This window comes from Hyphomonas jannaschiana VP2 (genome assembly GCF_000685215.1).
Classification (GTDB): Bacteria; Pseudomonadota; Alphaproteobacteria; order Caulobacterales; family Hyphomonadaceae; genus Hyphomonas; species Hyphomonas jannaschiana.
The window spans coordinates 61,546-74,001 of sequence record NZ_ARYJ01000007.1 but is presented as its reverse complement, the minus strand read 5'-3'; the positions used below and the strand labels follow the sequence as shown (position 1 = coordinate 74,001).

Sequence of the window (12,456 nt, the reverse complement as noted above, 5' to 3'; positions counted from 1 at the left end):
CTATCCGATGCGAATGTCCGGCTGGAGGCGCAGCGCATTTGCGGTTTGCGCGAGACGCCTTGAAACCGTTTCGGAAATCATGGCCTTGTCTGTCTTCCCGACGCTCAGGCACAGCTTGTCGCCATCCCGTGACAGCTTGGCCCGCCGCAGGATGGGGCCTGACCGGCCGGAAAACACCGCCCCCAGCCTCATGGCGCTGCCCAACTGTTTCGCACGCTCAGCCTGAGGTTCAGACGTCAGACCCACATACTCTCCCGGGCGCTTGAAATCCTTCTGATACCGGCAACCGACCGCATAAGCGATCATCGCACGCTCTGCATGGGAGACGCCGGCATAGGGCGCACGAAGCGCCTGATCATACGCCATCTGGGCACGATGATCCGGATGGAAACGTCCTGCACTGTCCGACATCATGCAGGCAGCCTGTTCAATCCGGACATCCGCCGCCGGGGAGCCAAACAAATCCGCCTCCGGCGCAAAGGCCGGCGCGATGAACTCATGAAGCGCCTGCCCGAAGGCAATCTGGTTGTGATCGAGACGGATAAACGCGATCACGCCATCCAGGAGCGGATCGGACACAGCTGCGCCCGTAAGGTCTGTCAGCACCCCTTCGCGCAAGCCGGCTGACGATATGGACACACCATCCAGCTTGCTGATGGACAAGAGCTCTTCCAGCACAATTGCCGCAATCGGCATATGCCTGGCCCGGCGCTTGTCGACAGATTCCAGCATCGACCGGGACGTCGAGTTGGAGAGCGAGTCGATGCAGAGTTTCGCTGTCCGGGCGATCTGGCCCTGGTTCATCTGGTAACCGTGAAGAACCTGCAGTGCGTAGTTCTCCAGCTCCATGTTGATCTTGGCAAATGTTCGCCACGCGCCGCCGACAGCGAAGAAGCGGCCTTTGGCACTCGCAAGGACATCAGACGTCTTCAGCTCAGCCCGGACGGCCTTCCGCAAATCCTTTGGGTCGTTGCCAACCTCCATCAATGACAATGGACCCAGCATCAGGCTTTCGCCTTTTCCCTTGCCTTTCCCAATCTGCATGAACTCAAGGCTGGATCCGCCAAGGTCTCCGATCACGCCTTGCGGCTCGTGAAAGCTCGCTTCGACACCGAGGGCCGAAAGGCGCGCCTCGTCTTCGCCCGAGAGCACAGACACCGGCCGTCCGAGCACCCGGTTGGCTTTGCGGATGAAGTCTGCCCCGTCTTCTGCGGCGCGCACTGCGGCCGTTGCAACTGCCTGGAAGTTCCGGAGATTCAATGCCTTCAGAATGGCACGGTAGCGGGCCAGTGCAGACAGAGCGGAGTCTTGTCCGGGGGCGGAAAGCCGGCCTGTTTTGGCTAACCCAACGCCCAGTCCCGCCATGACCTTTTCATTGAATGTCGGCAGGATTGATCCACCGAGAACATCGAAAATCACGAGGCGCACTGAATTGGACCCTATATCGATGATCGCCGCCCTGTGCGAATTCGGAAAGGGCATCAGCCTTTGCTCCCTTTCGGTTGCAATCGTGGTGGCAGGCTGACCTCAAGCGCGCTTCCACGGCCTGACAGGCTGGGATTGTCCATGAAATACCGGTGGGCCGAGAACCCCGAACTGTCTCCGCTCGATTTGGCCCGGATGTAAGAGCCATCTTCCCGCATCAGCCAGCTCTGCAATTCATCATTCAGGTTCGCGACCATGATCTGGTTCATCACCTGACGATGTACCGTCGGATTTTCGACCGGCACCAGTGCCTCAACGCGGCGGTCCAGGTTCCGGGGCATCCAGTCCGCTGAGGAAATGAAGACCTTCGCTTTCGCAGAGGGCAACGCCTCGCCATTCGCGCAGCACAGAATACGCGAATGTTCCAGGAAGCGTCCGACAATGCTTTTAACGCTGATATTGTCCGACAGTCCGGCAACCCCCGGCCTCAGGCAGCAAATGCCGCGAACGACCAGATCAATCGGGACACCGGCCTGACTTGCCTTGTACAGAGCATCAATAACGTCTCCATCCACAAGGGAATTCATCTTGGCCCAGATCCCGCTGGGGTTTCCCTTCCGTGCCGCGCTCGCTTCCTTCTCGATCATTTTGATCAGATCGGATTTGAGATTGAGCGGCGACATCGAAATCTTTTCGAGCTCCGGCCCCACTTCTGGCGGCTCCCGATAAGCGGTCACGAAATTGAAGAGCCGGTTTGCGTCCCGCCCCAGCGCCGGGTCTGCGGTAAACAGCGACAAGTCCGTATAAACCTTAGCATTCACCGGGTGATAATTACCGGTACCGAAATGGGTGTAGGTTCGCAGCTCACTGCCTTCACGCCGGACGACCAGAGACACTTTAGCGTGGGTCTTGTACTCAATAAATCCGTACACGACCTGCACGCCGGCCCGCTCAAGATCCCGCGCCAGTCTCAGATTGGCCTCTTCGTCAAAACGCGCCTTGATTTCGACCAGTGCTGTAACGTTCTTGCCGTTTTCTGCCGCTTCGACAAGCGCCGCAACGATAGGGGAATTATTCGTCGTCCGGTAAAGCGTCTGTTTGATGGCGACGACCTGCGGATCCGCAGCAGCCTGGCGGATGAACTCAACGACGACGTCAAAACTTTCAAACGGATGATGGACCAGGATGTCCTTCATCCGGATGGCCGCGAAACAGTCTCCGCCCATTTCACGGATACGTTCCGGATACCGCGGGTCGTAAGGCGGGAACTTCAGGTCCGGCCGGTCATCGACAATCAGCTCTGAAAGCTGTGCCATGCCCAGAATGCCGTCATAGAGGACGACGTCAGCATTCTCGGCACCGATTTCCCGCGTGATGAATTCCCGAAGGTGCTGCGGCGCGCTGGATTGCATACGCAAACGGACAATTCGTCCACGCCGGCGTTGCTTTAGCAACACTTCAAATTCCCGGATGAGGTCTTCGGCCTCTTCCTCGATTTCAATATCGCTGTCGCGCACGATGCGGAACAGGCAGCGGCTCTTTTCCTTGTATCCCGGGAAAAGGTCGCCAATGAACAACCCGATGACGTCTTCCAGCGGGATAAATCGCAGCGGCCCTTTCTGCTTGCTCGGCAGGCGGATGAAACGGCGGACAAACGCCGGCAAAGGCACAATTCCGATATGCCCTTCATCGCCATGCCTGGAGACCAGATCCAGGGCGACCGAAAAGCCCAGATTGGGGATAAATGGAAACGGATGCGCCGGGTCTACCGCCAGAGGCGTCAGAACGGGAAAAATATGACTACGGAAAAATGCATCCAGGTCCGCAAGATCTTTCTTGCTGAGGTCACCTGCAGACAGGACATGGATGTTTTCAGACTCCAGTTCCTCTTTCAACTGCCGCCATCGTGACAGCTGCTCTGCAATCAGTTTGAGCGACAATTCCTCAATCTGCTCGACCTGAACTGCCGGGGTCAGCCCCTCCTGGCTCGGCTTCGTCACACCTGCGCGGACCTGTTCCCTGAGACCCGCATAACGGACCATCTCGAACTCATCGAGATTGCTCGCCGAGATCGAGAGGAAGCGCAGGCGTTCCAGCAATGGGTGGTTCGGATTGGCCGCTTCTTCGAGCACACGCCGGTTGAACTCCAGCCAGGAAAGCTCCCGGTTCAGAAACCGGTCGGGCGAAGCCATCATTTGTCTCGCCGTCTTGGCGCCCCCATCAGCCATGGAAATCCTCTTTTGTCGGCCCCGGTCGTGTCAGCTTGCCGGCGGTTCGTCAGGCTCCGCCAGACCCATGGCCTCCAATACCTCTTTTGCAAGTGGAACAGAAGGCGCGCGGCCTGTCGTTGTGACACCATGACTTAGCTTTTCCGCGAACGCCTCAATGGCTTCGTAGGTGAGGTCAAGGCGCGGCGAAAGATATGCGACAACTTCCGGCTCCAGCTTGAGGTAATGACGCGCAGCGGCTGCTCTCAGGCGGCCGATCAGCATGTCCTCGTCGGGCGGCATGACTTCAACAATCGGCATCGAATTCAGACGCGATTTCAGGTCTGCCGATGTAACGCGCCATTGCGAAGGGCTCTCCGCAGACGCAAGCAAAAGCCGCCCACCGGCCTCGGATGTCTGGTTGATAAACGTCAGCAAGGCTTCCCTGCCCGCCACCTTTTCAGCATCGTCGACAGCAACGAATTCGCTGGCCAGAGCTGACAGACGGTTCTGCTTCAGCTTCGCAAATTCAGCTGCAGTGAAGTAAGTGCCGCCGGTTTCACCACTCCAGGCCTGCAGCAAGGTGGTCAGACCGCACCGGCGCGGTCCCGTGATACAGAACACAGCCGTTGGCCACTTGTCCGGCTGGCGAATGATGCTGACCGCCGCCTGATTGGACGGCGTAACGACCAGTTGCTCAAACCGGAGCGGTCCTGCCGGGAAGGCAAAACTCAACTGGTCTGGTTGTCCGGTCGGTACGGATGGCCGCTTGCTCACGGAATCCCTGCAGCTGATACGGCCGAGCGGAGCACCCATCCCGCCTGCGGCTCATCTCCAAGTGCCACGCCCCGCTGCAAGAGGTCATTTTGCAGCCGTTGCGGGTCGCCCAGATAGGCAAAGGTGACGACAGCGCCATCACGGGCGACGGCGGTTGTCCGGAAATCCGACACGAGCGGAGACCGCGCCAGCGCACCGCGAAGCGTGTTCCATTCAGCAAGTGAGGTGTAGCGGACGGTTGCCTTGGCCTGCGTCCGTTCACCGCCACGAATGATGGAGGCCCGCTTCCAGTTCTCTTCCAGAAGTCCGACCATGGCAGCCGCTGCACCATCGACAGTGCTGGCCGGAAGTGTGATTCCGATTGTTTCAGTCCCCGCCGTGGTTACAATCGAGACGCTGACGCGCCAGGCGCCTTCTCGTCCCATCAGTTCGGCGAGCACCGCCCGGCGCGCACGCAGGCTGCCAGCTTCGGGCGAGAGGGCGTTCCAGTCGCTATAGCTGGAATAGCCAGCGAGATTCGCCGTCACATAAGGCGCCAGTGCGCCGGGATTGGCCGGGCCCAGAGCTTCGCGCCAGGCTTCTTCGAGGTCTGCCGAAGCCGCCAGCGGAACCATCAGGCTGAGCGGTGCCTGGGTATCCACATAAGGCACACCCAGTCCGTCCAGATGGGCACGCACCATGCGCGGATTGTAGACCACCCGGAGTGTGCCCTTGTAGCGTCCGGCCCCGGCTGTTTCCTCCTGCACATCCACGGCCGCAGAAAGCCGGTTCGCCAAGGCACCATCGACAGGAACGCCGCCAGCCGCGATACGGTCTTCGGAAAGCGTGATCTTGTCGATCAGCTGGCGCGCGCCCTGAAGGCGGGCAGACGCCATGGCCTGCTCGCGTGCCTGAATCAGGGTCGGCGCGACCTCATCCACTTGCAGATCCGGGATCGTGTAAACGTCCTGCGTATCCGCTGCAGCAATGGAAATCGCAAACAAGGCTGCGAACACGGAAGCAAGAAGCATACGAATCATGGTCAGAGACCTCCTCGGTTGGCGACCTTGTAGCAAGTCATTCGCGGGGCTGGAACCGCGCTCGGCACTGGCAGAGTCGAATTCCCCATGCTAACGCGCGAGTCATCATGAGCGACCCTTCCAAGACTTCCCTTTCTTACCGCGACGCTGGTGTCGATATTGAGGCAGGCGAGCGGCTCGTCGATGCCATTGGCCCCCTTGCCAAGGCGACCCGTCGCGCTGGCGTCATGGGCGGGCTGGGCGGCTTCGGCGCGCTGTTTGACCTCAAGGCGGCGGGCTATAACGACCCGGTTCTCGTGTCCGGCACGGACGGGGTCGGCACCAAGCTGATGCTCGCCTTCGAAACCGGCATACATAACACGGTCGGCATCGACCTGGTCGCCATGTGCGCCAATGATGTTCTGGCACAAGGCGCTGAGCCCCTGTTTTTCCTGGACTATTTCGCGACAGGAAAACTGGAGGAAGGGATCGCTGAAGCCGTCATCTCCGGTATTGCCGAAGGGTGCCGCCAATCCGGTTGCGCGCTGGTCGGTGGCGAAACCGCCGAAATGCCCGGCATGTACCCGCCGGGGCATTATGACCTCGCCGGGTTCGTTGTCGGCGCAGTCGACCGGGACAAGGTTTTGCCCCGGATGGATTCGATGGTGGCAGGCGACCTGCTGATCGGCATCGCCTCTTCGGGGCCCCACTCGAATGGCTATTCCCTGATCCGCCGGATCGTCGAGCGGGAGGGCCTGTCCTATGACGACGCATCGCCCTTCTCCAACAAGACGCTCGGCGAAGCCCTGCTGACACCGACGCGGCTTTATGCCGAGGCGGCGTTGCCGCTGATCCGGAAAGGCCTGGTCAAAGGCCTCGCGCATATTACAGGCGGCGGACTGACCGAGAACACACCGCGCATGTGCCCGGACCATCTGGCACCGGTGATCGAGCGGAAGGCCTGGACACCCCCGCCTGTATTTGAATGGCTCCAATCTGCAGGTAACGTTACAGAAGACGAGATGCACCGGACCTTCAATATGGGTATCGGCATGGTCTTCGCGGTGGCCCCGGAAGACGCCGATACGGTTTGCGCCGTTCTGCAGACAGCGGGTGAAGCGCCTGTCATTCTGGGCCGCCTCGCCGCCGCATGAAACGCCTGAAGCTGGCCATCCTGATCTCCGGGCGCGGCTCCAATATGGAGGCGCTGCTGGAGGCGGCGACCGATCCTTCTTATCCCGCTGAGCCCGTTCTGGTGGCGTCAAACCGGCCGGATGCGAAGGGTCTGGAAACCGCGGCTTCTGCAGGGATTGCAACAGCTTCGGTCGATCACAAGCTCTACGGCAAGGACCGGGAATCCTTCGAGCGTGCCCTGAATGCGGCGCTTGAAAAGGCCGGGACCGAAATCATCGCGCTTGCCGGTTTCATGCGGGTTCTGACGCCCTGGTTCGTGACCCGGTGGGAAGGCCGGATGATCAACATCCACCCCTCACTTCTCCCGAAATACAAGGGCTTACACACCCATCAGCGCGCAATCGAGGCAGGCGATGCGGAGGGCGGCTGCTCGGTTCACTGGGTGTCGACAGGCGTGGATGAGGGCAAGGTCATCGCGCAGGCGCGCGTGCCGATCCTGCCGGGCGATACCGAAGACAGCCTCGCGGCGCGGGTGCTGGTCGAGGAGCACAAGCTCTATCCGCGTGCGCTGGCGATGGCGTGCGAGCAGATCCTGGCTGATTAAGCCGGACCAAAGAAAGAGCCCGCCGGATCACCGGCGGGCCAATTCAGACTATATCGGATTATAACGGACTATGCCGTGCCTTAGCCGGCGATGTCGGCTTCGGAGAAGAACTGCGCGATTTCGATCGCGGCGTTCTCTTCGGAGTCGGAGCCGTGGACCGAGTTCTCACCGATCGATTTTGCGTAGAGTTTCCGGATCGTGCCTTCGTCGGCATCGGCCGGGTTGGTGGCGCCCATCACTTCGCGGTATTTCGCAACGGCGTTCTCGCCTTCCAGCACCTGGACGACGACCGGGCCGGACGTCATGAACTCGACCAGCTCACCGAAGAACGGGCGCTCGGAGTGGACAGCGTAGAAACGCTCGGCCTGTTCCTGGGTCATCTTGATGCGGCGCTGGCCGATGATGCGCAGGCCGGCCTTCTCGATGACGGCGTTGACGGCGCCGGTCAGGTTACGCTCGGTCGCGTCGGGCTTGATGATGGAAAAAGTGCGCTGGACAGCCATGGGAGGGTTCCTGTTGTGCGGAAATTGGAATGTTGGCGGGCCTATAGCGGCGCCCGCCCGCAGGGGCAAGGACAGAGCGCCGCGCTTGCGCACACTTTCATCAGGGCGTAGGGCCGGACCAGTCTCTCAACCTGAAAGTCCCCTCCATGAGCGCCCTGCCTCCCTGTCCGAAATGCCAGTCCGAATTCACCTATGAGGATGGCGCCCTTCTGATTTGTCCGGAATGCGGACACGAATGGTCCGCCGATGCAGCGGCGGACTCTGACGAAAAAGTGGTGAAGGATTCAAACGGAAATCCGCTGGCGGATGGCGACACGGTCACCGTGATCAAGGACCTCAAAATCAAGGGCAGTTCCCAGGTCGTGAAGCGCGGCACCAAGGTGAAGAATATCCGTCTCGTCGACGGGGATCACGACATCGATTGCAAGATCGACGGCATCGGCCAGATGGGCCTCAAGTCCGAGTTCGTGAAGAAGGCCTAGACCCCAGCCTCTTTCCAGCCGCCGCTGCTGGTTTGCTGGAAGTAGCGGGTAACGAGCCCCGCATCCTTGGCGGCCTTGAAGGCTTCGCGGGCGGCGCCGCGGGCGTCCATGTCGCCATCGTCGAACATCATCATGCAGCGCGTATAGGGCGCATCAACGGGCGCCTTCACGCCATCCATCAGGAACAGGGCCGCCGCGCCGTTCACATTGTCTGCCTTGCCTGAAATGAGCACCGGCTGACGCGACGCATCGAGACCCGGCGCCTCTGCCTGGCCGTGCGGCAGAAATGACTGGTCATCGAAGGTCCAGAGGGCCGCATCGAGGGCGGCCCGCCGGTCGGCATTCGGACTGACGGCCAGCACACGCCAGCCGACCTCAAGGCATTTGGACATGAGGGGCGCCGCCGCCTGCTCCAGCGTGGTGCGGGAGAGGTGGTAAAACCACCATTCCGGCTTCGGCGCCTCGCTCAAATCCTAGCCCTCGTAATTGTCCGCGATCCAGCGATCGAGGAGGCGCGGGCCGAAGCCGGAAGCCCAGCTAACGTCCAGAGCAGCCTTCTCGCCCTCGACCCAGGCAGCGCCTGCGATGTCGAGGTGGGCCCATTTCACGCCGTCTTTCACAAAGCGCTTCAGGAATTGTGCGGCGGTGATCGAGCCGGCAGCCCGGCCGCCGATATTGCGCATGTCGGCGAATTTGGACTTCAACAGCGCATCGTATTCCGGACCCATCGGTAGACGCCACACGCGCTCGCCTTCGGTGAGGCCGGCTTTGGTCAGCTCATCAGAGAGATCGTCGCTGTTGGTGAACAGGCCGGCATGATGGTGGCCGAGCGAGATCACGATGGCACCGGTCAGTGTGGCGAGGTCGACAATGGCCTTCGGCTTGAATTTCTCCTGCGCGTACCAGAGCACGTCACACAGGACGAGGCGGCCTTCGGCGTCTGTGTTCTGGATTTCGATCGTCTGGCCGGAAGCCGACTTCACGATGTCGCCCGGACGCTGCGCATCACCATCCGGCATGTTCTCGACGAGACCGATCAGGCCGATGGCATTGACCTTGGCCTTGCGCTCGGCCAGCGCCTTGATCGTGCCGGTCACGGCCGCTGCGCCGCCCATATCGCCGCGCATGTCTTCCATGCCCGGGCCCGGCTTCAGCGAGATGCCGCCCGTATCGAAGCAGACGCCCTTGCCGACCAGGATCACCGGATCCTCGCCTTCCTTGCCGCCATTCCATTTCATGATGCCGAGCTTGGATTCCTTGCGGGAGCCCTGACCGACGCCCAGCATGGCATGCATGCCCAGCTTGGCGAGCTGCTTCTCGCCGAGGATTTCGACTTCCACGCCGATGTCGCCCAGCTCCTTGATCTTTTCGGCAAAGGTCTCGGGGTTGAGGTCGTTCGGCGGCATGTTGACGAGGTCGCGCGCCAGCATCGTGCCTTCGGCAGCGGCGCCGAGCGGCGCAAAGGCGGCCTTGGCGGCCTTCACATCGTCCACGATGAAGGAAACGGACGTGAGGCTCGGCTTCTGGTCCGGCTTCAGCTTGGTGAAGTAGTTATCGAAACGATAGGCGGCGAGCTTCACGCCAACACCCATCCGCGCGGCGTCCTCGGCGGACCCTGCATGGATCGCCATGGATTTGAAGCCGCTCATATTGAACGCTTTCACCAGATTGGCACCAAGGCCTTCGAGCACGCGGGCATCGCGTTTGCCCGGCTTGCCGCCGCCGATCAGGATGGCGCGGCGTGCGTCGGCATCTTTCGGCAGGACGACAACAGCCTGCTGGTCTTTCTTGCCGGTAAACCGGCCATCAATCGCGGCGGTCAGAAGACCGCCTGTCGCCTTGTCGAGGGCAGCAGCCGATTCCGGCAGGCCTCCCGCTTCGTCGACAATAAAAGCAAAAACGTCAGCCTTGGCGGCATCGGTGAAGGTGATTTTCATGTGAGGAATCTCCGTTTGAGACGGAAACTAAGCATCGACGCGCGCAGCGCAACTCGTTAGGCAGGGAAAATATGCCCGCCAGCTGCCAGTTTCTGCTTTATTTCCCGGCACGTGACACTCGATGACGAAAGTGCAGTCGTACCTGTTTTATGAAGTCCTGCGGGCGGTCGTGATCATCGTGGGTGGTCTCGCTTTGCTTGCACTTCTGGCGCAGGGCCTGTCGCGGACCGACCTGATCCTCGAAAACCGCCAGTCGGCGCTGACCTATTTCTACATCGTGATGCTGGGCTCGCCCCAGATCATCGCGCTCCTGACCCCGCTGGCCCTGTTTGTGGCCGGAGTCTGGTCCCTTAACCGTATTCACAAGGACAGCGAGATCGTCGTGGCGCAGGCGGCCGGCATGACGCGCTGGCAGATCGCGTCGCCGATCATGCGGCTGGCAGTGATCTGCGCCATCGCGCATCTGGGCGTGAACCTCTGGGTCCAGCCGCTGGCCCAGCGCGCTATGCGGGAGACCGTCGCCATCGCCCGCGCAGACCTTGCGGCCGCGCTGATCCGGCCAGGCCAGTTCACCACGAATGACGAACGCCTCACCTTCTATGCCCGAGAACAGATCGGCGGCGAGCTTCGCGGCGTGCTCATTTCCGACATGACCGACGAGGCCAACCCAACCGATATTCTCGCCCGCAGCGCGGCCCTCGTCGAAGTCGATGGCAAACCGACACTACTGCTGCGGGATGCGCTCAGCATGCAGCTGGACGAAAACAAACAGCTCTCCATCCTGGAATTCGCCCAGTATCCCTTCGATCTCAGCGAATACATGAAGGAGGATTCCGATCTGGCCCTGAAGGCGTCGGACAAATTCCTGCACGAGCTCTTCTTCGTCGACCGGACCAATTATTTCGAACTGAGGGATGCCGACGCCCTGCTGGCAGAAGCCAACACGCGCCTGACCTCGCCCCTGCTGAATATCGTCATGGCGCTGATTGCGATCATCGCCGTGCTGGGTGGGGATTTCAGCCGGAAAGGCTACGGCAAACGGATCGCCATATCTTCTGCCGCGGCGATTACCGTGCTGATTATCCAGCTGACGGCACAATCGGCTGCCGCGGACGACCCGGCCATGAACGCCCTGCAATGGATCCTGCCGCTCTGCACAATCGCGGGCCTGAGCTATGCCTATTTCTCCCGCGGGCGCCATCTGGGCCGGATCGAGCGGCCGAATATTGACCTCTTCCGCGGCACAGGAGGTGCGAGCGCCTGATGCCTTTCGGTTCCCGCATCCAGTTCTACATCCTGCGTGAATGCCTGTCGGGCCTCGCGCTGGTGCTCGGCATCCTGCTGATCGCGATCCTGATGATCGACGTGGTGGAGCAGCTGCGGACGGTGGGCAGCGATGTCAGCCTCAGCCTGTTTGGCGCACTGCAGCTGTCGCTCCTGAAGCTGCCGCAGATCATGGAGCAGACCCTGCCTTTCGCCCTGCTTGTCGCCTCGATGATGGCGTTCACCCGGCTCAACCGGCGGTCAGAACTCTCCATCATCCGGGCAAGCGGAATTTCCGCCTGGCGGTTCCTGACGCCGGTCATCGTGCTGGGCCTGATTGTGGGCATCGCCACGACGACGCTTCTCAATCCGATTTCAGCCCGCCTGACCGAAACCTTCGAAGTCACCCGCGCCCAGATCCTGAACAAGGGCCGCATGGCGATGGCCGTGTCCGATTCCGGCGTCTGGCTGCGCCAGGGCGACGATACCAGCCAGATCGTGATCCATGCCCAGCATGTCGATCAGGGCGGCGTCGTGCTGCGGAACGTGAAGATGATCGAGGAAGAACGCCTCTATTCCGGCAGCCAGCCGACCAGCGATTTCGCCTTCGCCCGCCGTATCGATGCCGACCGGGCGACCCTGCAGGACGGTTTCTGGCAGCTTGAAAACGTCATCGAAAACATTCCGAACCAGCCGCCGGAGCGCAAAGCGAACCTGGCCATCCCGTCGCCGCTCGATGCCGTGACGCTGTTCGACAAATTCGCCTCTCCGAACACAATCGGCTTCTGGCGCCTGCCCCGCTTCATCCGTCAGACACAGGCCGCCGGCCTCGACGCGTCGCGTTATCGCATGCGCTGGCATGCCCTGATGGCAACGCCCGCCCTGTTCGTTGCCATGGCACTGATCGGGGCTGTTGTGTGCCTCAGACTGCAGCGGATGGGGGGCACATCGCAGCTGCTGGCCATAGGCGCACTGGCGGCAGTCGGGCTCTATTTCTTCACGCAATTCTCAACCAGCCTGGGGGCCACAGGTGCCGCGCCACCTATTGTTGCCGCCTGGAGTCCGCCGCTTTTTGTGCTGTTCTGCACGCTGGGTTACATCGCCTATCGCGAAGACGGCTGACACG

General features: G+C 61.1%; 12 protein-coding genes. 5 read left to right on the top strand and 7 right to left on the bottom strand.

Going from position 1 to position 12,456, the window contains the following annotated elements:
- Genes HJA_RS11910 through HJA_RS11895 form a run of 4 tightly spaced genes read right to left on the bottom strand, consistent with a single transcriptional unit; the run spans nucleotide 1 to nucleotide 5,428 of the window.
- On the bottom strand, nucleotides 1-1,482 hold the full coding sequence (locus HJA_RS11910; protein WP_035582555.1) for a Ppx/GppA family phosphatase: 1,482 nt from the start codon (nucleotides 1,480-1,482) through the stop codon (nucleotides 1-3).
- Nucleotides 1,482-3,653 carry an RNA degradosome polyphosphate kinase gene (locus HJA_RS11905; RefSeq protein ID WP_035582553.1) on the bottom strand — a complete coding sequence of 724 codons (2,172 nt, stop codon included), beginning with the start codon at nucleotides 3,651-3,653 and terminating at the stop codon, nucleotides 1,482-1,484. Before HJA_RS11905 ends, HJA_RS11910 begins: the two co-directional genes overlap by 1 nt.
- Before the next feature lie 30 nt (nucleotides 3,654-3,683).
- Nucleotides 3,684-4,409: a P-loop NTPase family protein gene (locus tag HJA_RS18055; protein ID WP_162177053.1), complete on the bottom strand. Its 726-nt coding sequence runs from the start codon at nucleotides 4,407-4,409 to the stop codon at nucleotides 3,684-3,686.
- On the bottom strand, nucleotides 4,406-5,428 hold the full coding sequence (locus HJA_RS11895; protein WP_155839949.1) for a hypothetical protein: 1,023 nt from the start codon (nucleotides 5,426-5,428) through the stop codon (nucleotides 4,406-4,408). Before HJA_RS11895 ends, HJA_RS18055 begins: the two co-directional genes overlap by 4 nt.
- A gap of 107 nt (nucleotides 5,429-5,535) precedes the next feature.
- Here HJA_RS11895 and purM point away from each other — a divergent pair, with 107 nt between their 5' ends.
- Together purM and purN are read left to right on the top strand one after the other, a co-directional pair.
- A complete protein-coding gene (gene purM / locus HJA_RS11890) occupies nucleotides 5,536-6,561 on the top strand; it encodes a phosphoribosylformylglycinamidine cyclo-ligase (RefSeq protein ID WP_035582549.1) in 1,026 nt (341 codons plus the stop codon).
- Nucleotides 6,558-7,145, top strand: a complete 588-nt coding sequence (gene purN, locus HJA_RS11885) for a phosphoribosylglycinamide formyltransferase (RefSeq protein ID WP_035582547.1) — start codon at nucleotides 6,558-6,560, stop codon at nucleotides 7,143-7,145. Before purM ends, purN begins: the two co-directional genes overlap by 4 nt.
- 80 nt (nucleotides 7,146-7,225) lie before the next feature.
- Here purN and ndk read toward each other — a convergent pair whose 3' ends face one another.
- Nucleotides 7,226-7,648, bottom strand: coding sequence for a nucleoside-diphosphate kinase (gene ndk, locus HJA_RS11880; RefSeq protein WP_035582544.1), 423 nt, complete (start codon nucleotides 7,646-7,648; stop codon nucleotides 7,226-7,228).
- Between the two features lie 146 nt (nucleotides 7,649-7,794).
- Between ndk and HJA_RS11875 the strand changes: the two genes are divergently transcribed.
- Nucleotides 7,795-8,130, top strand: coding sequence for a zinc ribbon domain-containing protein YjdM (locus HJA_RS11875; protein WP_035582542.1), 336 nt, complete (start codon nucleotides 7,795-7,797; stop codon nucleotides 8,128-8,130).
- On the opposite strand, the gene HJA_RS11870 is transcribed toward HJA_RS11875, so the two are convergent.
- Together HJA_RS11870 and HJA_RS11865 are read right to left on the bottom strand one after the other, a co-directional pair.
- On the bottom strand, nucleotides 8,127-8,600 hold the full coding sequence (locus tag HJA_RS11870) for a DNA polymerase III subunit chi (RefSeq protein ID WP_035582540.1): 474 nt from the start codon (nucleotides 8,598-8,600) through the stop codon (nucleotides 8,127-8,129). The two genes, HJA_RS11875 and HJA_RS11870, sit on opposite strands and share 4 nt — an antisense overlap.
- A 3-nt stretch (nucleotides 8,601-8,603) precedes the next feature.
- Nucleotides 8,604-10,067: a leucyl aminopeptidase gene (locus HJA_RS11865; RefSeq protein ID WP_035582539.1), complete on the bottom strand. Its 1,464-nt coding sequence runs from the start codon at nucleotides 10,065-10,067 to the stop codon at nucleotides 8,604-8,606.
- Nucleotides 10,068-10,188: 121 nt separating this feature from the next.
- Between HJA_RS11865 and HJA_RS11860 the strand changes: the two genes are divergently transcribed.
- Complete coding sequence (locus tag HJA_RS11860; RefSeq protein WP_051597621.1) at nucleotides 10,189-11,331, top strand: LptF/LptG family permease; 1,143 nt, start codon at nucleotides 10,189-10,191, stop codon at nucleotides 11,329-11,331.
- Nucleotides 11,331-12,452 carry an LPS export ABC transporter permease LptG gene (gene lptG, locus HJA_RS11855; protein WP_035582538.1) on the top strand — a complete coding sequence of 374 codons (1,122 nt, stop codon included), beginning with the start codon at nucleotides 11,331-11,333 and terminating at the stop codon, nucleotides 12,450-12,452. Before HJA_RS11860 ends, lptG begins: the two co-directional genes overlap by 1 nt.
- Nucleotides 12,453-12,456: the final 4 nt, after the last annotated feature.